The sequence below is a fragment of the Bacillus cereus group sp. BfR-BA-01310 genome, assembly GCF_022664325.1.
GTDB classification, from domain to species: Bacteria; Bacillota; Bacilli; order Bacillales; family Bacillaceae_G; genus Bacillus_A; species Bacillus_A paramycoides.
On record NZ_JAKUHD010000008.1, the window covers coordinates 148400 to 173853 of the forward strand.

The window sequence follows — 25454 nt, forward strand, 5'->3', positions numbered from 1 at the left end:
GACAAATTAGGTTTATACTGCAGATGGTGTGATTTTTTTGGTTAAAAGTTAATATAATTAACAATTAAGCAATCTAAACAAAAAGGATATAAATAGTTTAGAAAAAAATTATATGCGATATAAGGAGAGGAATGCAATGAATCAGTTTCGAAGAATGGTAATTATCAATATTATCACATTAATTGTATTAGTTGGCGGCGGTATTGGCGGTTATTACTATTACAATCAAACAGAAAATTATTTAAAGACAGACAATGCAAAGATTGACGGGAAAGTAATCCCAATTGCATCACCAGTAGCAGGTAAATTAACAGACTGGAAAGCTGAAGTAGGTAAAAATTACAATGAAAATGATAAATTAGGTGCTGTTACTGTAGCAGGAGCGAATGGTGAGCAAACAGTAGACGTAACGATTCCACAAAATGCAACAGTTGTACAATCAAACGCAACAACAAATGCGTTCGTTGGAGCAGGAAGCCCAATTGCTTACGCATTTGATATGAATAATTTATGGGTAACAGCAAACATTGAAGAAACAAATATTGATGATGTTCAAAAAGGTCAAACAGTAGATGTGTATGTAGATGCATACCCAGATACAACGTTAACAGGAAAAGTAGAACAGGTTGGATTAACAACAGCAAATACATTCTCGATGTTACCATCAAGTAACGCAACAGCGAACTATACGAAAGTAAAGCAAGTTGTACCAGTTAAAATTTCTTTAGATCATAGTAAATCAGTAAATATTGTTCCTGGAATGAATGTGTCAGTTCGTATTCATAAGTAAGGGGGAGATGAGATGTCCTCAATTGCAATTGTAGGATATGCGCTATTTTGTATAATCGTCTTCTTCCTTGTAAATCGTCTTTTACGAAAGAAAAAAACGAATGTGGGAGAAGAACAAGTCCCAGCCGTAAGTAAGATAGAAGTAAGTAAGATAGAAACAGTAGAGAAAGAAATTGAATCAAAACAAGAAACAGAAGTTTCTAATGTTGTTGAATTAGAAACAGGGAAGCAAGAAGAAGTAAAACAAGAAATAGAAGTGCCGAAAAAACAAATGTCTATGCCTCTAGAGAATGTAAACGTAAAGGCAGTTGTAGCTGTATTAATTCTCGGTATGTTCGTTTCTATTTTAAACCAAACGATCATTAATGTTGCATTGCCTCCATTAATGAACGAATTTAATGTATCAACTTCAACAGCACAATGGTTAATTACAGGCTTCATGCTTGTAAACGGAATTTTAGTACCGATTAGTGCCTTTTTAGTTTCACGGTTTACGTATCGTAAATTATTCGTAGCAGCAATGTTATTCTTCACTGTAGGATCTATCATTTGTGCTACATCAGGTAACTTTACAATGATGATGACGGGCCGCGTTATTCAAGCGGTTGGTGCGGGTATTTTAATGCCAGTTGGTATGAATATCTTCATGACATTATTCCCGCCTAATAAACGCGGAGCAGCTATGGGACTATTAGGGGTAGCGATGATTTTAGCACCAGCTATCGGACCAACTGTAACAGGTTGGGTAATTGAAAACTATAGCTGGAACTTAATGTTCTATGGGATGTTTGTTGTCGGTTTAATTATTACGTTCTTATCTTTAAAATTCTTTACACTAGCCCAGCCAGTGTCTAAAACAAAGTTAGATGTATTCGGTGTTATTAGTTCAAGTATTGGACTAGGTAGCTTACTGTACGGATTTAGTGAAGCTGGAAATAATGGCTGGACTAGTGCAGAAGTTGTTATAACACTTATCATCGGTGTCATTGGTTTAGCTGTATTTATTTGGAGAGAGCTAACAACGGACAATAAAATGCTTGATTTACAAGTGTTTAAATATCCAGTATTTACTTTTACTTTAGTAATCAATGCAATCGTTACGATGGCCTTATTCGGAGGTATGTTATTACTTCCAGTATACTTGCAAAACATTCGCGGTTTTACACCGATGGAATCAGGTTTATTATTACTTCCAGGATCATTAATTATGGGAATTATGGGACCAGTTGCAGGTAAACTATTTGATAAGTATGGTATTCGTCCGTTAGCAATTGTCGGATTAGCCATTACAACATTTGCGACATATAAATTTACAACGTTATCGATGGATACACCGTATAGCGTTATTATGACGGATTATATTATACGTTCAATTGGTATGTCATTCATTATGATGCCAATTATGACAGCTGGTATGAACGCGTTACCGATGAAATTAATTTCTCACGGTACAGCAACACAAAATACGTCAAGACAAGTAGCTGGTTCAATTGGAACAGCGATATTAATCACGCTTATGACGCAACAAACTACTGCTCACGTAGCGGATTACGGCAATATGTTAACAACGTCAAACCCAATTTTAGTTGATAAAGTACACGGTATGGGCCAAAGCTTAGCGGCATTAGCCGGATCAGCTCAAGCAGGAGATGCGATGAGCACGCAACTATTATTCGGACAAATTTCAAAGCTATCTGCAATTAACGGTATTAACGATGCCTTCTTAATTGCAACGATATTAGCAGGCGTTGCTTGGGTATTATCGTTCTTCTTACCATCAGGCAATAAACCAAATAGAAAAGCAGGGAATTAAATTCCCTGCTTTTTTGTCTTTTTAAAGAGTTAGATATAAAAAATGATAACCAATCACGGAGCATAATCCTGTTATAAACAAAATCGTCCCCATAGAAAGAATACTTGATATTTGTCTTCCGCTTATAATAGCTAATAGTCCAGCTAAAGAGAAGAAACACCAATATAAAGTTCCTGAAATTGGGAGACTCCCCTCTAAATCTATTCCGTTACCTATACAAATGATAGGAACAACGATAAATAATACGCTAATCAATCCAGCTATAATGGTAAGTAATTTACGATATTTAATTCCGGCAGCAATTAAGAAAATACCAACGATGATTTCACATAACAATAAAATAGGGGCTAAGATAAGCCAAATAAATAATCCGGTAGATTCCATGTATAATAACTCCTTAACGAATGAAAAATGAATCAGGCATAGACATGAGTTGATAACAAATAGTTGCGAACAGTCCTATTGAGAAAATAATGAATCCCATGTTGCGTATACTATTAATTTTTGAACGTGCTCCATTCATTCCTGCTAATAGACCAGCTAAAGAGAAAAGCATCCAATATAGAACAGTTGGAATGTGAAGAATGTCCTCTCCATTGATACCTTTGCTCAAAAAAATAAAAGGCATTATAACGAATGAGAAACAAATAATCCCCATTAAGATAACAAGTAATTTTTGATGAATAATTCCTGTTACTACTAAAAAAATACCACCAGCAATTCCACATAATAAGAGAAGCGGCATAAAAAATATCCAAATAATACTGAACATATGTAAACTCCTTTATATTAATTAAGTTATATTTTACTACATGAGGTTTATTTTGGATATTATTAATAAATATGTATAATTTGATAGAAATGAGTAGTAACGATACGAATTAATAGATGTAGAGAACGTTAGAGAGGTATCGTGATGATACCTCTCTTTATCCTAAAAATGCTACCATATTATTTATAATATGAAATAGTATGGTTGGAATGATGGAATTTGTTTTCTTGTATAAAATGGCCATCATTAGTCCTGCGAAGAAAGCACTCACCATTATCCCGAGTGAGTATGTATGGGCGACTCCGAAAAATAAACTTGTCAAAATTGCAGCAATCCAGAATGGGAACCGCTCTGAGAAGAAGCGAAGCATAAAACCTCTGAAAATAAGTTCTTCAAAAATGGGTGTAAGTATTGCGGACCCAATAAGTAATAATATTTGATATTGCTCTAAAATATGTAAGTTTAATGCAGCCGTTTGTTCTTCTAATGCATCTGGAAATACGTTTTCTAATACGAATAAATTGAAAAGGATATTTAATGAGAAGAAAATGAGTAAATATGCGTATGTACGCCATCCTTTTAATACTCTAAAGTTAAATGATGATAATAATAACCTTTTGGCAGGCTCGTATTTAAATATGAAGAACAATAGAATAGTCAGTTGTAGTGCAATGCTAGTCGTATCTATAATAGATTCGCATAAGGCGATTTGTGATTTATCTGCAAAAAAACTTTTATAAATTATTAGTGGGAGTATAAGGAATCCAGTTATAAAACCAGTGCCCCAAAATGCAAATAGAGCAGAGGGAATAAACTGCCCCCATGACATGGATTGTTTTTGAGTATCTGAAAACTGTGCATTTGATTGCATATGAAAAACCCTTTCTTTTTTATTTATATATTGATTTTATTTCTTGATAGTAAAAAGGTGGGATGGGGGTGTCTTCAATAAATTTGATTTTTAAGTGAGAAATAATCAGTGGAGAATAAAGAATCCACCACTGATGGAAGTTTTATAATAATGCTAGGGTATTATTCAGCATGTGCAATAAAATAGCTGGAATAATTGAATTTGTCTTTTTGCATAAAATAGCCATAAATAGACCCATGATGAACATACTAAACATAACACCAGTTGAATATGTATGACCTATTCCGAAGAGGAAGCTAGACCCAAGTGCTGCAATCCAAAAAGGGAAGCGCTGTTGTAGGAAGTGAAGAATAATACCGCGGACTATAAGTTCTTCAAAAATAGGTACAAAGATAGCGCTGCCTAGTAGCAATAATAGTTTGTATTGTTTTAACATTTCTAGGTTTAAAGCGGATGACTGTTCTTTTGCCGCATCAGGAAAAAGATTAGTAATTATAAATATATTACTAACAATATATAGTCCATAGAAAAGGATTATATATATATATGTGCTTACTTTTTTTAATGGTGTAAAGTTTAGCGTTGGGACAATTAAATTTCTTAATGGTTTGTATGAATAAATTAAAATTAATAAAATGCACAATACAAATAAATTTCTTCCAGAAGTAGTAAGGGATTTGGTTAAAGCAATTTGGTTTGGATCGGTTAGGCCTTCTGTATAAATAACAGTAGGAAGGCCTATGAAAAGGTCGGCCAGGAATCCTGTTCCCCAAATCGCAAAAACGATTGAAAATAGAACTTGTGAGAGTGACATAGGATGTTTTTGTGAGTAAGTTAGTTGTGTGGCTTGTTGTATAATAGTGAATCACCTATCCTTATATATCGAAATTGTATATAAAGATTATAGAATATATGTAAGAAAAAGTCATTACTATAGTAAAAGGTATATTTTTGACTCCACTATTTACAGACAGTAATAATCTTATATTGATGTTCTGTGAAGGGAAATTATCGTAAAATTCTGTGTATTTTTTAAGGTAAAATAATAAAAGAGGTATCACTCTGTAGTGATGCCTCTTTTTCATTGGTAAATGTGTTCTGTTGTTTTATTCAATTTCTTTTGCTCTATTTGTAATTCACGCTCTACCAATCGATCTAATTGCTGAATTGCCTTTAGGGCTTTTTCATAAGAAATAGTTCGGTAATGGTGAGCTCCGCCTGGTTCTTCGTCTGCTTCATCCGCCCACTTAATAATGTTTTGTAGAGGTGTTCTTTCAAGTGTTTGTTCTACTAAGAAAGAATCAGTGTGCAATAGAATTGCAACAGAAATTTCTTTTGCTTGCTTCGGATGTTCTCCTAATCGGATTAATAATTTATGAGCTCTTTCCGCCCCTTTAATTGCATGTATATCATTCTTTTTATACAATTCATAGTCCCATTCTCCGCCTGTATACCATGTATGATGTCCGATATCATGAAGGAAACCAGCTTTTGTTGCAGCGTCGACTGAGGCGTGATGCTTTTTGGCTAAGTGAAACGCATGGTAAGCGACAGCAATCGCGTGGACCATCCCAGAACGATTTACGTATTTTTGTGTAATATGGTGTTTAAAAATTTGTTCAAGCGTAATACGGTGCATAAAACATTCACTCCTTTTATCTAATGGTGTATATGAAGAAAAATCGATCGGTTTAAATGTATTTTGAACATTGTACTCCATCGATCAGCGTTAGTAAAGTAGAAATGTTTAGGAGAAGAAAAATTTTATAGACATAAAAGGTCACCTTAGTTTTTTCTAAGGTGACCTTTTAGTGTTTATTTTTTTAATCCTTGCTCCAGCGTTTCTAACATTTCGTGTTTTTCATTTTCATCAGCATTTTTCCAAATGACTTCGAATAAAACGCCAAGACCTGGAAGCATTTTTTCTTCACCGCTTTGAATTGCATCGACAATCGTTTCTTGTAATTGGTCTTGTGAATTTCCAGATATATTCGCTAATACAGCGCCGCGTAAATTAAAACTCATTATTTTCACCTCTTCTTCAGAATTGAAACTGACGTTAGTTTTTGTTCTTTTTTATGTAAATATGTATGAAAAATAGGCTATAATGATAAGACAAGAAGAGAGGGAAATACATATTATGAAAAACATTGATTCAGTACAAAACCCGCGTGTGAAGCAGTGGAAAAAGCTGCAGACGAAAAAAGAGCGCGATAAAAAAGGTTTATTTTTTGTAGAAGGATTCCATTTAGTAGAGGAAGCTTTAAAGGCAGGAGTTGTAACAGAACTTATCGTTTCAGATCAGACAGACCTTCCGAAAGATTGGACAGTTAATGATGTTGAAATGTATATCGTGCCTGAAGCAATTGTAAAAGTACTTCGTGAAACAGAAACAACGCAAGGTGTATTTGCTGTTTGTGAAAAACAGGAGAAAGAAGTAGCTCTTACTGATGGGAAATTCCTTTTATTAGACGGTCTTCAAGACCCAGGTAATCTAGGGACGATTATTCGTACAGCTGATGCAGCTGGTATTCATGCCGTTGTACTTGGAGAAGGTTGCGTTGATGTTTATAATAGTAAAGTACTCCGCTCTACACAAGGTTCTATTTTTCACTTACCGATTGTAAAAGGGAACTTAGAAGAATGGGTAGACAAATTAAAAGAACATAATGTTCCTGTATATGGAACAGCTCTTGAAAATGGAGTTCCATATGGTGAAGTAACACCGGCTGGAAGTTTTGCATTAATTGTAGGAAATGAAGGAAGTGGCGTACGCCAAGAAATTCTTGCGAAAACTGATCAAAACTTGTATATTCCGATTTACGGTGGGGCAGAATCATTAAATGTTGCGGTTGCAGCAGGGATTTTAACGTATTATTTACAAAGCCCAGTTGCGAACAAATAAAAAACTTCTTATAATAAGTTGAAGTACATGTTCGTAATGAACATATAATAAAAGTTAAATAATGAAAAACGTTGATAGAGAAGAGTAGCTTACAAAATCGCCATATAGGGAGAGAGTGCCGTAGACTGAAAGCATTCTTATGGTAGACGAAAGTGAATTCACCTCTGGAGTTGACGCCAGGACCATTTATATGTAAAGGCGTTCCGGCCAAAGCTGGCCGTTATAACTAATGAAGTGGGCAGACTTGTTCTGTCAATTTAGGGTGGTACCGCGAATTTACCTCGTCCCTTTTTGGGAGCGAGGTTTTTTTATTTTTAAAATTAGGAGGGTTCCAAATGGAAGCACGTTTAAAAGAGCTAAAGCAAAAAGCGTTAGAGCTTATTGAAGAAGCGAAAGAGTTAAAGGGCTTAAACGACGTACGCGTAGCGTATTTAGGGAAAAAAGGTCCAATTACAGAAGTATTACGCGGCATGGGAAAATTATCAGCAGAAGAGCGTCCACGTATGGGAGCATTAGTAAATGAAGTACGTGAAGCGATTCAAACGCGTCTAGAAGACAAAATTAGCAACTTAGAAAAAGCAGTAATCGAAGCAAAATTAGCTACTGAAACAATTGATGTTACACTGCCAGGTCGTCCTGTTGAAACAGGTTGTCATCATCCGTTAACAGCTGTTGTTGAGCAAATTGAAGATGTATTCATCGGTATGGGTTATGAAGTAGCTGAAGGGACAGAAGTAGAAAAAGACTACTACAACTTTGAAGCATTAAACTTACCGAAAGATCACCCAGCGCGTGATATGCAAGATACATTCTACATTACAGAAGAAACGTTACTACGTACACATACATCTTCTGTGCAAGCACGTACGATGGAAAATAATAAAGAAAAAGGCCCAATCAAAATTATTTGTCCTGGTAAAGTGTATCGCCGCGATGATGATGATGCGACGCATTCACACCAGTTCATGCAAATTGAAGGTCTTGTAATTGATAAAAACATTCGTATGAGTGACTTAAAAGGTACACTACAAGTATTCGTGAAAAAGATGTTCGGTGAAGATCGCGAAATCCGTCTTCGTCCAAGTTTCTTCCCATTCACAGAGCCATCTGTAGAGATGGATATTTCTTGTATGATGTGTCACGGCAAAGGTTGCGGTACTTGTAAAGGAACTGGCTGGATCGAAATTTTAGGCGCAGGTATGGTTCACCCGAACGTACTTGAAATGGCTGGTTATGATTCAAAAGAATATCAAGGCTTCGCATTCGGTATGGGCGCAGAGCGTATCGCAATGCTGAAATACGGCGTAGATGACATTCGTCATTTCTATACAAATGATGTACGTTTCTTACAACAATTCAAACGAGCGTAAGGGAAGGAGAGGATAAATATGTTCGTATCATATCGTTGGTTACAAGAGTATGTAGATATTAAAGATGTAACAGCACAAGAACTAGCAGACAAAATCACGAAAAGTGGTATTGAAGTAGAAGGCGTTGAAGTATTAAATAAAGGTGTAAAAGGTGTTGTGGTTGGTCACGTATTAGAATGTGAAAAACACCCAGAAGCTGATAAATTAAGCAAATGCTTAATCGATATCGGTGAAGAAGAACCAGTACAAATTATTTGTGGTGCTGCTAACATTGCAAAAGGTTTAAAAGTACCAGTTGCAAAAGTTGGTGCTGTACTTCCAGGTAACTTCAAAATTAAAAAAGCGAAACTACGCGGGGAAGCTTCTCACGGTATGGTTTGTGCTCTTCAAGAGCTTGGTATTGATGGGAAACTAGTTGCGAAAGAATACGCAGATGGTATCTTCATCTTCCCAAGTGACGCTGAGGTTGGTGCAGATGCACTTGAGATTTTAAACTTACATGATGAAGTACTTGAGCTTGGTTTAACACCAAACCGTGCAGATTGCTTAAACATGCTAGGTGTTGCATATGAAGTAGCTGCTATTTACGGCCGTGAAGTAAAACTTCCAGCTATCAACTTACAAGAATCAGCTGAAAAAACATCTGATTATATTTCTGTAAGTGTAGAAGCGAAAGAAGAGAATCCATTATACATTGCGAAAATGGTTAAGAACGTAAAGATTGGTCCATCACCAATGTGGATGCAAACTCGCCTTATGGCAGCTGGCATTCGCCCGATTAGTAATGTAGTTGATATTACAAACTACATTTTAATGGAATATGGTCAACCGCTACATGCATTCGATTACGATAAATTAGGTTCAAAAGAAATCGTTGTTCGTCTAGCTAAAGAAAGCGAAAAGATTCAAACGTTAGATGATCAAGAGCGTACATTACAAAGCCACCACCTTGTTATTACAAACGGTGAAAAAGCTTTAGCTGTTGCTGGTGTAATGGGCGGAGCGGATTCTGAAGTTGATAGCGATACAGTGAACGTTTTAATTGAGTCTGCATACTTTGCAGGTCAAACAGTGCGCCGTACATCAAAAGACTTAGGTCTTCGTAGCGAATCAAGTGCACGTTTTGAAAAAGGAATCGACCCAACACGTACATTTGAAGCAATTCAACACGCTGCTGCTTTAATGGCAAAATATGCTGGCGGAGAAGCGCTTGAAGGTGTAGTAGAAGTTGATAACTTACAAGTAGAAGAGCGTACAGTATCTGTTACAGCTGAGAAAGTAAATCATGTATTAGGTACAGACATTTCTACAAGTGAAATGGGTACAATGTTCACAAACTTGAAATTCCCATTCACAGAAGTAGAAGGAACATTCCATGTGAATGTACCAGCGCGCCGTCCTGACATTACAATTTCAGAAGACTTAGTAGAAGAAGTAGGTCGTTTGTACGGTTATGATCACATTCCAGTTACATTACCAGCTGGAACAATGACACGTGGTAAATTAACAGCAGCTCAAACGAAACGTCGTAAAGTACGCCGCTTCCTAGAAGGCGCTGGTTTATATGAAGCAATCACATATTCATTAACAAGTGCTGAAAAAGCGAAACAATATATGGTTGAGCCGAACGAAAAAGCACCTGTAAATCTTGCGCTTCCAATGAGTGAAGAGCGTAGCCAACTTCGTTTAAGCTTAGTGCCACAATTGTTAGAAGCAGTTTCATACAATGTTGCACGTAAAAACGACAGCGTTGCTTTATACGAGGTAGGTTCTATCTTCTTACCAACAGTAGCAGGAGAACTTCCGAAAGAAGAACAACATCTTGCAGGTGTTATGACAGGCCTTGCTCTTCACCATGCATGGCAAGGTGAGAAGAAAGTTGTAGACTTCTTCGTTGTTAAAGGTGTGTTAGAAGGATTATTCGACGTACTTGGCGTTGCAAACCAAATCACTTATGCACCAGCAAAACGTGAAGGTATGCATCCAGGCCGTACAGCTGACATTTTATTAGATGGCGAAGTAATTGGATTCATCGGTCAATTGCACCCAGAAACAGAAAAACAACTAGATGTGAAAAATACATTTGTATTCGAACTATCTCTTGTAAAAGTATTCGGTGCAGACGTTGAAGAAACTTACTACTCAGCAATTCCACGTTTCCCATCTATGACACGTGATATGGCTGTTGTGGTAACAACAGAAACAAAAGCTGGTGAAATGAAGCAAGTAATTGCTGAAGCTGGCGGAGAACTTCTGAAAGAAGTAACACTATTCGACTTATACGAAGGTGAGAAAATGGAAGAAGGCAAGAAATCACTTGCATTCTCTATGAACTACTTCGATGCAGAACGTACATTAACAGACGAAGAAGTAACAGAAGCACATAGCCGTGTATTAACAGCGGTAGAAGAGAAATTTGGTGCGGAGTTACGTAAGTAATAAAAAATTGCCGGATTAATTCCGGCAATTTTTTTAGTAGAGCGGTTGTCGATTACTGTCGGTAAGTCGATATTCTATGTTGAATCGCTGATATATTTCGAGTTACGGTCGATATATGATAAAAATCGCTGATATATTTTCCGACATCTTGCATCTTTCCCTCGAATGTAGTACATTAATTTTAGTTTAACAAAATGAAAGACGATGATAAGGAAAAGTAGTATATACTATAATCCAAAGCGAGTCAGGGGCGGTGAGAGCCTGATGAGGCGGTATATGTGAAGAACACCTTGGAGTTGCTAACCGAAATTGAAGCTTGTATTCAAGAGTAGACTTAGACGGGAATCCGGCCTGTTACAAACCGGGAAGTATGTATTACATACGAGTTAAAGTTGGTCTTTATGACAAATTGGGTGGTACCGCGAAGTTTAACCTTTCGTCCCTTTATGGATGAAAGGTTTTTTTGTATTTAAATATATCAGCAAAGGAGAATTTCACTATGGAAAACACATTAGTAAAAAGTCTGTATAGAGATACAGAGAAATACGCAGATCAAACAGTACAAGTATCAGGTTGGATTCGTAACTTACGTGATTCAAAAGCATTTGGTTTCATCGAATTAAACGATGGTAGCTTCTTCAAAAGCGTTCAAATCGTTTTCGATACAGAATTAGAGAACTTCAAAGAAATTGCAAAACTTCCACTTAGCTCTTCAGTTAAAGTAGAAGGTAAAGTAATTGCAACACCTGGAGCAAAGCAACCATTTGAAATTAAAGCAGAAAAAATTGATGTTGAGGGCTTATCAGATTCTGATTACCCACTTCAAAAGAAGCGTCACACGTTTGAATACTTACGTACAATCGCTCACTTACGTCCAAGAACAAATGCATTCTCAGCAACATTCCGCGTGCGTTCTATCGCAGCGTTTGCGATTCACCAATTCTTCCAAGAGCGTGGATTCGTACATGTTCATACACCAATTATCACTGGTAGTGATACAGAAGGTGCAGGCGAAATGTTCCGCGTAACGACGCAAGATTTAAACAACGTACCAAAAGGTGAAGACGGACAAGTTGACGAATCAAAAGACTTCTTCGGTAAAGAAACAAACTTAACGGTAAGTGGACAGCTGAATGCTGAAGCTTATGCACTAGCGTTCCGTGATGTGTACACATTTGGACCTACATTCCGTGCAGAAAACTCAAACACAACTCGCCACGCAGCTGAGTTCTGGATGGTTGAGCCTGAGATTGCATTCGCTGAATTAGGCGATGTAATGAATCTTACAGAAGATATGCTGAAATATGCAATGAAATACGTATTAGAGCATGCACCTGAAGAAATGGAATTCTTCAACAGCTTCGTTGATAAAACAGTTCTAGAACGCATGAACAACGTAATCAACTCTGACTTCGGTCGCATCACATATACAGAAGCAATTAAAGTACTTCAAGAGTCAGGCGCTGACTTCAAATACCCAGTAGAATGGGGTATTGACTTACAAACAGAGCACGAAAGATACTTATCAGAAGAAATCTTCAAACGCCCTGTATTCGTAACTGACTATCCAAAAGACATTAAAGCGTTCTACATGCGCCTTAATGAAGATGGAAAAACAGTAGCTGCTACTGACCTTCTAGTTCCTGGCATCGGCGAATTAATCGGCGGTAGCCAACGTGAAGAAAGAATGGACGTTTTAGTAGACAGAATTAAAGAATTAGGTATGAACGAAGAGGACTACTGGTGGTACTTAGAACTTAGAAAATACGGCGGTACAAAACACGCTGGATTCGGTCTAGGTTTCGAGCGCTTCCTAATGTACATCACTGGCATGGCTAACATCCGTGACGTAATTCCATTCCCAAGAACTCCAGGTTCTTCTGAGTTTTAAGATATAAAAAAAGCGAGAGCAACTGCTCTCGCTTTTTTTATTGGAAAAGGGTGTAACTAGAACTCAAATTTTATAAAGTATTTCAAGAATGGAAAAGATGTTGTTCATAGTTCCCTTCTCATTTCATATATAGTAAAACGAATGCAACATTTATAGGGAAGGGGTTTTGGGGCGATGGGGGAAAATCCAAGTCATACAAAGTGGACATTGCGTGACAAGTATATAGTAATCACTGGTGCAACAAGCGGTATTGGATTAGCGGCAGCTAAGGCATTTGCAAAAAGCGGTGCCAAACTAGGAATCATTGCACGTAACGAAGCAAAAGCGAATGATGCTATAGTCCAAATTAAGGATGTAACGAATGGGAATGCGACGATAGATTTATTTTTGGCTGATATGTCTTCCCAACAATCTATACGCCAGGTAGCTACTGATATTTTAGAAAGATGTCCGAGAATTGATATATTAGTAAATAATGCTGGCGCTTTATTTCAAACAAGGAAGCTTACGGAGGACGGTTTGGAGATGACTTGGGCGGTTAACCATTTAGGGCCATTCCTGCTCACAGGTTTGTTGTTGGAGCGTTTAAAAGAAAGTGCTCCTGCTCGTGTCATTACAACCGCATCTCACGGTCACAAAATGGCTAAAAAGGGAATTGATTTCGGTGATCTAGATGCAGAACAACTTTATCGTGGTGTTAAGAGGTTCATGGGTGGTCCTACAATGCGTTATGCGCAAACAAAACTAGCTAATATTTTATTCACCTCTGAATTGGCACAGCGGTTGGAGGGAACGGGTGTTAGTGCTTATAGCTTTGACCCGGGGCTAGTGGATACGAATTTCAACCAGGACAATGGTCTGGTTGCTCGCTTAACTATGGCAGCAATGAAACCTTTCTCTCGTACGCCCGAGGAAGGTGCTGAAACTTTGATATGGCTAGCAGAATCAACTGAATTTACTGATCATGGTGGTTATTACTATGCCGATAAGCAAATAGGAAAAATGTCAGAAGCTGCCTTGGATAAGGATGCCGCAAAACGTCTATGGGACATTAGTGAAAAACAAACAGGAGGATAAAAGAGTAGCCAGTATATGTTCAGATGGTTATGTTGAATAGTTTTTTACCCGTAAGTAAAAAGTAAACTTGGGGGGTGATTGTAATGAGTAAGAAAGTGAAAACAGATCATTCTAGATCAAGCTTAGGTTCTCCGGAAGTGGAAGGACAAGGAACGACTACGCATGAAACAGGTTCTTATAAAGTACCTTCATCAAATAAGAAGCAGAAACGAAGTTGAATATGAAGAAGGGGAGTCATGGGGGCTCTCCTTTTTTGCGTAATAAGGAATGATGTACTTGAGCGAAGTGGGGATCGATAAATAGTAAAGGAAATGATATCGGTGGAAATTGAAGTATATTGATCTTAATTTAAGGTTGAGGGATATCATTACTTAAATGGTATTTTTTGTATTTTTAAAAGCTTTTATATGTTATGCTGATGTAAAAGGAAATTCATGTAACTTTTATGTGACTGAAGAGAAGGGGGAGTATTTTGGTAAACAATTCATTGTTTAAATTGAAATTTCGTTATATTTTTCTATATTTAATAGTGGGATTTCTTATTATGGAATGCGTAATTAGATTACCATTGTTTAATGAAGTATCGATGTTGTTAAAGCGGGAAATAGGTTTACTGAGTGTTTTGTATGTTATACCGGTTTTATTATTTTATAAATATTGTAGAAAACATAGTGTGAATTTTTATGAGACTTTTTTCACGAAACCATCTGTAATATCTATTAAAATAATTGTTATGCCAGTTGTAATGTTATTGGTATTCCAACTAGGCTGTCTTATGGCACTTGCTGTTATTATTTGGAGTTTTAGTTCTGTGGAATTAGCTACTGCAAGTGTTGCAAAAACGAAAGAAACAGGAGATGTATTACAGTTATGGATTCGTTGCATTGTGGTGGCATTCATTGCACCTATTGCTGAAGAAATATTGTTCCGGGGTTATTTATTGCGTAAGTTACATTTGAAATTTAGTATGAAAACGAGTGTAATTATTTCTTCAATTATATTTGGTATATTGCATTTGCAAGCAACATTTAGTGCTATTCTGTTTGGGATAGTCATGTGTCTATTGTATATAAAATCTAGAAGTCTTATTTTACCTATTATCGTACATATGATATCCAATATATTATTAGTAATTAAAGACGTTATTATTATTTCTAATCCATCTGAATCTGCTAGTACATCTACTAATCCTTTGAGTATAACAAGTGGGATCGTCGTAACATTGTTCTTTTTAGGGATAGCATTATTATGGATCATCCCATTTTTAAAAAGAAGTTGGCGTGACTGTATGGAAAAAGGTTTACCAAAAATCACATATCATTCATAAAAGGCGAAAAGAACTCAATTCTTTTCGCCTTGTTTAGTTCATCCCTATCCTGTCGATACTAAAAAGTAGTTATTTTTTCAATAAGCGAAACGCTTTCTCCGTATTAGCAAAATGCAGTTTCACAAACTCAGGTAGTCTTTCTTTTCCAAGCTTCTGAATGAGTTTAGCAGCGGCAATATCTACTTGTTTGCCGGCACCTTTTGGAAGTGACATACCAGCTTTTTTGCTTAGTTCGTCAAATTGTTTTACAAATGAGTAACGAGCTAAGATGGAAGCAGCAGCTACTGCTAAATGGACACTTTCTCCTTTTGTAGCGAAGTAAACATCTTCACGTTGTACCTGTTTTTGTTTCGCTAAATATTTATAGTATGTATCAGGTTGCGTAAATTGGTCGATTAAGATGCCTTCTGGTGTTGTAGGTGCAATTTTTGCTAATAAATTTGTGATGGCTTTATTGTGTAGTAAAGCTTTCAGTTTACCTTGGTTGTTTCCTTTATCAAATAGCTCATTATACTTTTCATTGTGAAGAACGAGAGAGCTATAAGGAACAACGTGAAGGAGTTGTTTTGCAATCTCAGCAATTTGGGCATCGTTTAAGTTTTTAGAGTCTTTTACACCAAGTTCTTTTAAAAGTGGAATCTGTTTTGCGTCCACATATACAGCAACGACCGTCATCGGGCCGAAGTAATCGCCAGTACCTACTTCATCGGATCCTACAATAGACATTGTACCGATGGAAGAGGGCGGGGCATAACGATGTGAGTTAGCCGATTTTTTTACAGCTGATTTTGGTGCTTGAGAGACAGTTTGCCAACGAGTAGCTTCTGCTTCAGCACGGCCACCTTGGAACATCACTTTGCCTGATTTATATGCTGTAATCGTGCAAGATGGAACTTTTGCCATAAAGATACCGCCTTGCGGAATTTTCGGGCTAAGCGCCTGTTTATATTGTTGTTTCATGTCTTCAATTACTGTAGAACTTGTTTGTAATACGATAGAATTTGACAAGATGGTCGCTCCTTTTTTATATTGTTATTTTTATCATATCGGATTGTTCTTTCTGTTTCCATATTATGATGGTTCATGGTATGATAAACTTTAGGATTCTGTACGTGATTGGAGGCCGGTGAGTTGTCACAACAAAAGGGAAAGAAAAGTCGAATTAATGTAGAAATCTATGGTCAGCAATATTCAGTTGTTGGCGATGAAAGTACAAGTCATATCCGCATGGTAGCAGCGATTGTGGATGATAAAATGCGCGAACTCAATGCCAAGAATCCTTCGCTTGATACGAGTAGACTAGCGGTATTGACGGCGGTAAACGTCATACACGATTACATAAAATTAATAGAAGAACATGAGAAGCTGAAAGAAAGTATGACAAAAAAAGGAATGGAATAACATGATTGATATTATTATCATTTTACTGCTTGTTATGGGATTTTTCCTTGGCTTACGCAGAGGGTTCATTTTGCAACTTATAAAGTTAACAAGCTTTATTATCGCATACCTTGTTGCATACTGGTACTGTAAAGATTTAGCGCCAACACTTGCGAAATTTATTCCGTATCCATTTGATAAAAACGTATCTGTTCCAGAATGGATTGATGCAAATAATATTGAAACAGTATTTTATCAAGCAATTGCGTTTATCGTATTATTTATTATTACAAAAATCGCACTTTCATTTCTTGGTAATTTGTTAAATATGTTTGCAGAAATACCGGTTTTAAAGCAAGTGAATGCACTTGCGGGGGCAATCCTCGGATTTTTAGAAGTGTATATTATTTTGTTTGTCTTAATTATTGTTGGAACAATTCTTCCAATTGAACAATTGCAAACACCATTACAAAAATCATCAATTAGCAAAATAATTATAGACGATACACCGATTCTTTCTGAAAAGGTGAAGGAACTATGGCAGACAGGTAGCAGAGTATAACTTCTCTTTTTTCGGAAAGAGGAGTTTTTTTCTATGAAAGAAAGGCGGGGGCAATGATGAAAGTAAATAAAAAACAAGTTATTAAATTATTGGAGACAATCGGCCTGTTTATGGAATTAAAAGGCGCAAATCCATTTAAAATATCTGCATTTCGTAAAGCAGCGGCAGCTCTAGAAAGTGATGATCGTAGTCTTTCTGAAATTGAAGATTTCACAAAGATTCCAGGCATCGGAAAAGGAACGGCAGCAGTTATTCAAGAATATATAGAATCGGGAACATCTGAAGTACTACAAGAACTTGAAAAAGAAGTACCGAGCAGTTTATTACCGCTATTAAAACTACCAGGCCTTGGGGGGAAGAAGGTAGCTAAGTTATACAAAGAGCTTGGTGTTGTCGATATGGAAACGTTAAAAGCTGCTTGTGAGGAAAATAAAGTACAAGCTTTAGCAGGTTTCGGTAAAAAAACAGAAGAGAAAATATTGGAAGCAATTGATCAAGTAGGATCTCGTCCAGAGCGTTTACCAATTGCGATGGTATTGCCTATTGCCGGGGAAATAGAGGAGAAATTGTCGAATATTGCTGAGGTGATTCGTTTCTCCCGCGCTGGTAGTTTACGCCGTGTTCGTGAGACAGTGAAGGATTTAGACTTCATCATTGCAACTACAGAACCAGCTGTAGTACGTGAACATTTACTACAATTTGATAATATGATTGAAGTAATTGCGAGCGGGGATACGAAAGTATCAGTTCGTCTTCAATATGAATATGATATTTCAATTGATTTCCGTCTTGTAAAACCAGAAGAATTTATTACAACTCTTCACCATTTCACAGGATCAAAAGACCATAACGTAAAAATGCGTCAAATTGCAAAAGATAAAGGCGAGAAAATTAGTGAGTACGGTGTAGAAAACTTGGAAACCGGTGAAGTGAAAACTTTTGAAACGGAAGAGGAATTCTTCGCTCATTTCGGTCTTCCATTCATCCCGCCAGAAGTGCGTGAAGATGGAAAAGAAATTGAATTAATTAAAGAGTATCCGAACTTAATTCAGTTCTCTGACATACAAGGTGATTTACATATGCATACAACGTGGAGTGATGGTGCTTTTTCAATTGAAGAAATGGTACAAGCATGTCGCGCTCGTGGATATAAGTTTATGGCAATTACTGATCATTCACAATACTTGAAAGTAGCGAATGGCTTAACGAAAGAGCGTCTTTGCGAGCAAGCGAAAGAAATTGAGCGCATGAATGAAAAGTATCCAGACATTACAATTTTACGTGGAATTGAAATGGACATTTTACCAGATGCAACACTTGATTTTGATGATGAAGTATTAGCAGAATTAGATTATGTCATTGGAGCGATTCACTCTAGCTTCTCACAAGACCGTGAAACGATTATGAAACGTCTTCGCACTGCGCTTGAGAATAAGCATGTCACAATGATTGCCCATCCGACAGGGCGTCTTCTTGGGCGCCGCGAGGGCTATGATGTAGATACAGATTTATTAATCGAACTCGCAAAAGAAACAAATACAGTTTTAGAATTAAATGCAAATCCAAACCGTTTAGATTTAAGCGCGAAATTATTAAAACAAGCACAAGATGCTGGTGTAAAAGTAGCGATTAATACCGATGCCCATACACTTGAAATGTTAGAAGATATGGAAACAGGTGTAGCAGCAGCACGTAAAGGTTGGATTCAAAAAGATAACGTGATTAACACATGGGATATTGAACGTTTATTGGACTATATTAAACGTAATAAGTAACACAAGGGGGACCTGCAACATGTTAGAAAGAACGTTGCGTGTATTAGAATACAATAAAGTAAAAGAACAATTACTTGAACATACAGCCTCTTCACTTGGCCGTGATAAAGTGAAGAATTTAGTGCCGAGCACTGATTTTGAAGAAATTGTAGAAATGCAAGATACAACGGATGAAGCAGCGAAAGTCATTCGTTTAAAAGGTAGTGCACCATTAGGTGGTATTACGGATATTCGCTCAAATGTGAAGCGTGCAAAGATTGGAAGTATGTTAAGCCCAAATGAACTACTTGATATTGCCAATACGATGTATGGTAGTCGCAATATGAAACGTTTCATTGAAGATATGGTTGATAATGGTGTCGAGCTTCCAATTTTAGAAACTCATGTCGCTCAAATTGTATCTTTATATGATTTAGAAAAGAAAATTACAAATTGCATCGGTGACGGCGGTGAAGTAGTCGATAGCGCAAGTGATAAACTGCGTGGTATTCGTACTCAAATTCGTACTGCGGAAAGCCGTATCCGCGAGAAGTTAGAAAACATGACGCGTTCTTCAAATGCACAAAAAATGTTATCAGATGCGATTGTAACGATTCGTAACGAACGCTACGTAATCCCGGTAAAACAAGAATACCGCGGCGTATATGGCGGTATTGTTCACGATCAATCAGCTTCTGGACAAACTTTATTTATTGAACCACAAGTCATTGTAGAATTAAATAACGCGCTTCAAGAAGCACGAGTGAAAGAAAAACAAGAAATCGAACGCATCTTATTGATGTTAACAGAAGAAGTAGCAGTAGAAGCGGATATCGTTTTATCTAACGTAGAAGTAGTTGCCAATCTTGACTTCATTTTTGCGAAAGCTTTTTATGCGAAGCGAATTAAAGCAACGAAGCCAATCGTAAATAACGAGCGGTACATGGATTTAAGACAAGCACGTCATCCGCTTATTGATCCGGAAATTATTGTGCCAAATAACATTATGCTCGGTAAAGACTTCACAACAATTGTTATTACAGGGCCGAATACAGGTGGTAAAACAGTTACGCTGAAAACAGTTGGTATTTGTGTATTAATGGCGCAATCTGGTCTTCACATTCCAGTAATGGACGAGTCAGAGATTTGTGTATTTAAAAATATCTTTGCTGATATCGGTGATGAGCAATCGATTGAACAAAGTTTAAGTACGTTCTCCTCACATATGGTGAACATTGTAGATATTTTAGAAAAAGCTGATTTTGAAAGCTTAGTTTTATTCGATGAATTAGGTGCTGGAACAGATCCACAAGAAGGGGCTGCACTAGCAATTTCAATTTTGGATGAAGTATGTAACCGCGGTGCTCGCGTTGTTGCAACGACGCATTACCCGGAATTAAAAGCATACGGATATAACCGTGAGCAAGTTATTAATGCGAGTGTTGAGTTCGATGTGAATACATTAAGCCCAACGTACAAATTATTAATCGGTGTACCAGGACGTAGTAATGCCTTTGAAATTTCGAAGCGCCTTGGACTATCTGATCGAGTTATCGATCAAGCACGTAACCATATTAGTACAGATACAAATAAAATTGAAAATATGATTGCGAAGTTAGAAGAAAGTCAAAAGAACGCAGAGCGTGACTGGAACGAAGCAGAAGCGCTTCGCAAGCAATCTGAAAAACTTCATCGTGAATTACAGCGTCAAATTATTGAATTTAACGATGAGCGCGATGAAAAATTATTAAAAGCGCAAAAAGAAGGGGAAGAAAAAGTCGAAGCTGCAAAGAAAGAAGCAGAAGGCATTATTCAAGAACTTCGTCAATTGCGTAAAGCACAGCTTGTAAACGTGAAAGACCATGAACTTATTGAAGCGAAGAGCCGTCTAGAAGGGGCAGCGCCAGAGCTTGTGAAGAAACAAAAAGTAAACGTGAAAAACACAGCGCCGAAACAACAATTACGAGCAGGCGATGAAGTAAAAGTGTTAACGTTCGGTCAAAAAGGTCAACTACTTGAAAAAGTAAGTGATACAGAGTGGAGCGTACAAATTGGTATTCTGAAGATGAAAGTGAAAGAATCCAATATGGAATACATTAATACACCGAAGCAAACTGAGAAAAAAGCAGTCGCAAGTGTGAAGGGTAGAGATTATCACGTTTCATTAGAGCTTGACCTTCGCGGTGAACGTTATGAAGATGCAATGGTGCGCGTTGAGAAATATTTAGATGATGCACAGCTTGCAAGTTACCCTCGTGTATCAATCATTCACGGTAAAGGAACAGGAGCACTTCGCCAAGGTGTACAAGATTACTTGAAGAAACACCGCGGTGTGAAAAACTTCCGTTACGGTGACATGGGTGAGGGAGGCCTAGGTGTAACAGTTGTCGAATTAAAATAGCAAACAACCAAACAAAAGGGGAACCATTATATGTTTATGGACAAACTTGCAAAAGTATTGTTAGCTTGTTGCGGAATATTTTTGGTGATTGGGGTTATTTATTTAGTTGTTTTTGCGAAGTAAAGGAGCGTCAATCTTGGCATAATGATATTGCCATGGATTGACGCTTTTAATCTATAAGAAAAGGAATAAAACATGAAAATCAACCAATACATAAGCGAAGCAAAATCCTGCTCAAGACGCGAGACAGATCGTCTCATCAAAGCAGGGCGTGTCGCGATTAACGGTGAAATATGTACGCACGGTACAATCGTTAACGAAGGTGATGTTGTAACGATTGATGGACAGGTAGTTGCAAAAGAAGAGAAAGAAAAAGTGTATATTGCTTTCCATAAACCAGTTGGAATTACTTGTACAGCAGCGGATCATATTGAAGATAATATTATTGATTATATCAATTATCCAGAACGAATCTTTCCTGTTGGGCGGTTAGATAAAGCATCGGAAGGACTCATTTTATTAACGAATGATGGTACGATTGCGAATCAAATTTTGCACGGTGATCATGAGCATGAGAAAGAATATGTTGTTACGGTCGATAAGCCGTTTACAGATTGGTTTATTGATATGATGTCCAGCGGAGTGAAAATCAAAGATGGAATGACGAAACCATGTAAAGTGACGAGAGTTGACCAATCTACATTTCGCATCGTTTTAACACAAGGAATGAATAGACAAATTCGTAGAATGAGTCGTGCTTTCGGGTATACAGTAACAAAGTTGAAGCGAGTTCGCATTATGAATATAGAGCTAAATGAACTTGAAACCGGAAAATGGCGGAACATTACAGCTGAAGAATTAGAAAGATTGATGGGGCAAATATAGGGGGGAATGTTTTCCCCCTATATTTTTTTGTCAGAAAAAATAAAACTATTGATTTTTTAAAAAATAGCCCATATAATAAAAAAACAACAAGTTTCGACAAGATATTTTATAAAAGTAATGATGAGGACACGAGTTGTTTTTTACGATTCTCAGAGAGGGAAGCCTTAGGCTGTGAGCTTCCTAATACGGAAAGACATACTTACCACCTCTAAACTTCAAGAGTGAACTGCATGATGCATTGTAATTCTTGGCGGATAAAACCGTTATCAATTTACACGAGCTATAAAATGAGCTTATTTCGTTATAAATTCATTTTATTAGAATAAGGGTGGAACCACGATTTCAACACTCGTCCCTTTGTTAGGGACGGGTGTTTTTTGCGTTCTTTTATAGGGAAGTATGCTTGAAAGAGGAAATGTGACGGAATTTAATTCAGAATATTTTGTTAATCTGATAATTATATAGGAGGTTAGTAGAAATGAAATCGTCTTTAAAGTTTTCTGAGATGTTTGCAATAAGTTTAATGTTATTTGCATTGTTTTTCGGTGCAGGTAATATGATCTTCCCACCAGCGTTAGGACAAGGTGCTGGAACGGATGTATGGATTGCGTTGTTTGGTTTTATCGTAACAGGTGTGGGACTTCCTTTATTAGGGGTTATTGTTATAGCTTTAAAAGGAGATATTAATGAACTGGCAGGACGTGTACACCCTGTATTCGCACTTATTTTTATCACTGCAATTTATTTATGTTTAGGTGTATTTGTTAGTGTACCACGTACAGGAACTGTTGCTTATGAAATGAGTGTTGCACCGTTTTTACCAAGTGAGGTAGCTGGTCAATCATATCCACTTGTTATCTTTACATTTATTTTCTTTGCAGTAACTTTCTATTTAGCTTTAAACCCATCGAAATTAGTGGGCCGCATCGGTAAAGTGTTAACACCAATTTTATTAGCTGTCATTGCAATTATTGTAGCGAAAGCAATTATGACACCAATTGGAGAGTTTGGTGCACCGACAGAAGCGTATAGTGCTCCACTCTTTAAAGGCTTTATTGACGGATATTTAACTTTAGATGGACTTGCAGCACTTGTTTTCGGAAATGTTGTAATTAATGCTTTAAAAGCAAAAGGTATTACAAATAAAAATAGCATTGCGAAAGTAACAATTTTTGCAGGATTTATTGCAGCACTTGGCTTACTACTTGTTTATTTAGCGCTTGCTTACCTTGGAGCTTCTAGTGTTTCACTTGGCATGGGAGCAAACGGCGGAATTATTTTAACAAACGTAGTGACTCATTTATTTGGCAATTACGGAACGTTATTACTTGGTATCGCAATTACAGCAGCATGTTTAACAACTTCTGTAGGTATTGTTGCAGCTTGTGGCGAATACTTCTCTTCTTTATTACCAAAGCTTTCTTATCAAAAAGTTGTTTTCATTTTCTGTGTATTAGCATTTATGGTAGCAAATCTTGGTTTAACTCAGTTAAATGCATTAGCATTACCAATTTTAATTGCAATTTATCCAATTGGTATCGTGCTTATCGTATTATCACTCGTTGAAAATTACGTTCGTCTTCCATTAGCAATGTATGTAGGCGGTATTATAGGGGCGTTCGCGATTAGCTTCTTTGATGGATTGCACAATGCAAATCTTCAAATTGCCGCATTAGCACCTATTTTAGATAAGATTCCATTATATAGTGTAGGGATTGGCTGGTTAGTTCCAGGTATGATCGGTATAGGAATTGGTTATATAGTTTCTAAGTTTCAAAAGCAAGAAATTGCTGTAGAAAAATAAAGAAAGTCTCTTTTATATAAGTTTTTTCAGTTATTGTAGATAGTAAGATGTTCACTTCAAAAGTTAGTAAATATATAGCGGTTATGCGAGAGGATAGGCTAGTTGTACTAGCAAAGCAATAATATGGTATAGTGAAACGAGGCTGTTTTTTCAGTCTCGTTTTTTAAATGCTTACTATAGTTAGAAAGCATTCAAATGGAAAGGAAGACATTACATGCGATCTGAAGTAACTATAAAAATAAAACCGAAGTTTATAAAAGAAATTAAAAGTGGATATCCGCTTATTTTAAAAGATGCTATTCAAAATTTAAATGATGTACGTGAAGAAGGGACAATCATCAAAGTAGTAGATGAGAAGAACCAATTCATCGGAAAAGGCTATTATGGAAAACAAAATAAAGGATATGGATGGATTTTAACGAGAAAAGAGAAGGAGCAAATTAATCAACCTTTCTTTGAAAGTAAAATCAAATCTGCTTTACATAAACGAAAAGATTTTTATAAATCAAATGATACAACAGCATTTCGTGTTGTGAATGGTGAGGGCGATGGTCTTGGTGGTTTAATCATCGATTATTATGACGGTTATTACGTAATAAGTTGGTATAGTGAAGGGATTTATACTTTCCGTGATGAAATCGTAGAAGCACTTCAAAAAGTAGCAAATTTCAAAGGGATTTATGAGAAAAAACGTTTTGATACGAAAGGGAAATACATTGAAGATGATGATTTTGTAGCAGGAGAGCGCGGTGAGTTTCCACTTATCGTAAAAGAAAACGGTGTAAACTTTGCTGTATATTTAAATGACGGGGCGATGGTTGGTGTATTTTTAGATCAGCGTAACGTTCGAAAACAAATTCGTGATAAATATGCAAAAGGAAGAACAGTTTTAAATATGTTCTCTTATACTGGAGCTTTTTCTGTATTTGCAGCACTTGGCGGTGCAAGTAAAACAACGAGTGTTGACCTTGCAAATCGTAGTTTAAGTAAAACGATTGAGCAGTTCAGCGTAAATGAAATTGATTACGAAGCGCAAGATATTATTGTAGAAGATGTATTTCTATATTTCAAATATGCAGCTAAGAAAAAGATGAAATTTGATATGGTTGTACTTGATCCTCCAAGCTTTGCACGTTCGAAAAAATATACATTCAGTGCAGCGAAAGATTATAAAAATTTATTAAAAGAAACAATTGCCATTACAGAAAATAACGGTATTATCGTAGCTTCTACAAATTGTAGCGCATTCGATATGAAAAAATTTAAAGGCTTTATCGATACAGCATTTAAAGAAATGAACGGCAAATATAAAATATTAGAAGAACATTCTTTACCCGAAGATTTCCGTACAATTGATCAATTTAAAGAGGGAGACTATTTAAAAGTAGTTTTCATCGAAAAAATTAAAGGGTAA

Annotated in this window: 23 protein-coding genes and 3 other annotated features; of the genes, 16 read left to right on the plus strand and 7 right to left on the minus strand. The window is 36.7% G+C overall.

The genetic code is table 11. The features are described 5' to 3' along the window. The first annotated feature begins 136 nt into the window (after positions 1-136). The gene (locus tag MR109_RS17630) at positions 137-790 is read left to right on the plus strand and encodes an HlyD family secretion protein (RefSeq protein ID WP_002173697.1); all 654 of its coding nucleotides are present in this window, start codon (positions 137-139) and stop codon (positions 788-790) included. A 12-nt stretch (positions 791-802) separates the two neighbouring features. Then, positions 803-2602: a DHA2 family efflux MFS transporter permease subunit gene (locus MR109_RS17635; RefSeq protein WP_002173696.1), complete on the plus strand. Its 1800-nt coding sequence runs from the start codon at positions 803-805 to the stop codon at positions 2600-2602. A 21-nt stretch (positions 2603-2623) separates the two neighbouring features. On the opposite strand, the gene MR109_RS17640 is transcribed toward MR109_RS17635, so the two are convergent. From MR109_RS17640 to sspI, 6 genes are all read right to left on the minus strand, one after another. Beyond that, on the minus strand, positions 2624-2986 hold the full coding sequence (locus MR109_RS17640; RefSeq protein WP_002173695.1) for a hypothetical protein: 363 nt from the start codon (positions 2984-2986) through the stop codon (positions 2624-2626). Between the two features lie 13 nt (positions 2987-2999). After that, positions 3000-3374, minus strand: a complete 375-nt coding sequence (locus tag MR109_RS17645) for an ammonia permease (protein WP_242273307.1) — start codon at positions 3372-3374, stop codon at positions 3000-3002. Between the two features lie 157 nt (positions 3375-3531). Continuing rightward, positions 3532-4245: a CPBP family intramembrane glutamic endopeptidase gene (locus tag MR109_RS17650; RefSeq protein WP_178938836.1), complete on the minus strand. Its 714-nt coding sequence runs from the start codon at positions 4243-4245 to the stop codon at positions 3532-3534. A 142-nt stretch (positions 4246-4387) separates the two neighbouring features. Continuing rightward, positions 4388-5059 carry a CPBP family intramembrane glutamic endopeptidase gene (locus MR109_RS17655; protein WP_242273310.1) on the minus strand — a complete coding sequence of 224 codons (672 nt, stop codon included), beginning with the start codon at positions 5057-5059 and terminating at the stop codon, positions 4388-4390. Positions 5060-5326: 267 nt separating this feature from the next. Beyond that, positions 5327-5884 carry an HD domain-containing protein gene (locus tag MR109_RS17660; protein ID WP_002173692.1) on the minus strand — a complete coding sequence of 186 codons (558 nt, stop codon included), beginning with the start codon at positions 5882-5884 and terminating at the stop codon, positions 5327-5329. 176 nt (positions 5885-6060) lie between these two features. Next, a complete protein-coding gene (gene sspI / locus MR109_RS17665; RefSeq protein WP_025147547.1) occupies positions 6061-6270 on the minus strand; it encodes a small acid-soluble spore protein SspI in 210 nt (69 codons plus the stop codon). A gap of 82 nt (positions 6271-6352) precedes the next feature. Here sspI and MR109_RS17670 point away from each other — a divergent pair, with 82 nt between their 5' ends. From MR109_RS17670 to MR109_RS17700, 7 genes are all read left to right on the plus strand, one after another. Further along, complete coding sequence (locus MR109_RS17670; protein ID WP_242273313.1) at positions 6353-7150, plus strand: TrmH family RNA methyltransferase; 798 nt, start codon at positions 6353-6355, stop codon at positions 7148-7150. Between the two features lie 62 nt (positions 7151-7212). Beyond that, positions 7213-7442, plus strand: a binding site (T-box leader). A 43-nt stretch (positions 7443-7485) separates the two neighbouring features. Then, positions 7486-8520, plus strand: a complete 1035-nt coding sequence (gene pheS / locus MR109_RS17675) for a phenylalanine--tRNA ligase subunit alpha (RefSeq protein ID WP_000388222.1) — start codon at positions 7486-7488, stop codon at positions 8518-8520. 18 nt (positions 8521-8538) lie between these two features. Continuing rightward, a complete protein-coding gene (gene pheT / locus MR109_RS17680) occupies positions 8539-10959 on the plus strand; it encodes a phenylalanine--tRNA ligase subunit beta (RefSeq protein WP_242273315.1) in 2421 nt (806 codons plus the stop codon). Positions 10960-11154: 195 nt separating this feature from the next. Further along, positions 11155-11406: a binding site (T-box leader), on the plus strand. 52 nt (positions 11407-11458) lie between these two features. Then, on the plus strand, positions 11459-12850 hold the full coding sequence (gene asnS / locus MR109_RS17685) for an asparagine--tRNA ligase (protein ID WP_242273317.1): 1392 nt from the start codon (positions 11459-11461) through the stop codon (positions 12848-12850). Between the two features lie 174 nt (positions 12851-13024). Continuing rightward, a complete protein-coding gene (locus MR109_RS17690) occupies positions 13025-13927 on the plus strand; it encodes an SDR family oxidoreductase (RefSeq protein WP_242273319.1) in 903 nt (300 codons plus the stop codon). A gap of 83 nt (positions 13928-14010) precedes the next feature. Further along, positions 14011-14145 carry a YuzL family protein gene (locus tag MR109_RS17695; protein WP_002112167.1) on the plus strand — a complete coding sequence of 45 codons (135 nt, stop codon included), beginning with the start codon at positions 14011-14013 and terminating at the stop codon, positions 14143-14145. Positions 14146-14471: 326 nt separating this feature from the next. Then, the gene (locus tag MR109_RS17700) at positions 14472-15254 is read left to right on the plus strand and encodes a CPBP family intramembrane glutamic endopeptidase (RefSeq protein WP_242273322.1); all 783 of its coding nucleotides are present in this window, start codon (positions 14472-14474) and stop codon (positions 15252-15254) included. Positions 15255-15323: 69 nt separating this feature from the next. Here the strand turns inward: MR109_RS17700 and rnhC are convergent, their stop codons facing one another. Beyond that, positions 15324-16262, minus strand: a complete 939-nt coding sequence (gene rnhC / locus MR109_RS17705) for a ribonuclease HIII (protein WP_242273324.1) — start codon at positions 16260-16262, stop codon at positions 15324-15326. Positions 16263-16385: 123 nt separating this feature from the next. Here rnhC and zapA point away from each other — a divergent pair, with 123 nt between their 5' ends. From zapA to MR109_RS17740, 7 genes are all read left to right on the plus strand, one after another. After that, positions 16386-16655, plus strand: a complete 270-nt coding sequence (gene zapA / locus MR109_RS17710; RefSeq protein WP_242273363.1) for a cell division protein ZapA — start codon at positions 16386-16388, stop codon at positions 16653-16655. A gap of 1 nt (position 16656) precedes the next feature. Continuing rightward, positions 16657-17196, plus strand: coding sequence for a CvpA family protein (locus MR109_RS17715; RefSeq protein ID WP_242273326.1), 540 nt, complete (start codon positions 16657-16659; stop codon positions 17194-17196). Between the two features lie 56 nt (positions 17197-17252). Then, on the plus strand, positions 17253-18971 hold the full coding sequence (polX, locus tag MR109_RS17720; RefSeq protein ID WP_242273331.1) for a DNA polymerase/3'-5' exonuclease PolX: 1719 nt from the start codon (positions 17253-17255) through the stop codon (positions 18969-18971). A gap of 19 nt (positions 18972-18990) precedes the next feature. Beyond that, positions 18991-21351 (plus strand): endonuclease MutS2, encoded by a 2361-nt coding sequence (locus MR109_RS17725; protein WP_242273333.1) that lies wholly within the window; start codon positions 18991-18993, stop codon positions 21349-21351. Between the two features lie 195 nt (positions 21352-21546). Further along, on the plus strand, positions 21547-22236 hold the full coding sequence (locus MR109_RS17730) for a 23S rRNA pseudouridine(2604) synthase RluF (protein WP_002173681.1): 690 nt from the start codon (positions 21547-21549) through the stop codon (positions 22234-22236). 108 nt (positions 22237-22344) lie between these two features. Beyond that, positions 22345-22596, plus strand: a binding site (T-box leader). Between the two features lie 118 nt (positions 22597-22714). Further along, positions 22715-24040, plus strand: a complete 1326-nt coding sequence (gene brnQ6, locus MR109_RS17735) for a branched-chain amino acid transport system II carrier protein BrnQ6 (RefSeq protein WP_025147539.1) — start codon at positions 22715-22717, stop codon at positions 24038-24040. 214 nt (positions 24041-24254) lie between these two features. Beyond that, a complete protein-coding gene (locus tag MR109_RS17740) occupies positions 24255-25454 on the plus strand; it encodes a class I SAM-dependent rRNA methyltransferase (protein ID WP_002173679.1) in 1200 nt (399 codons plus the stop codon).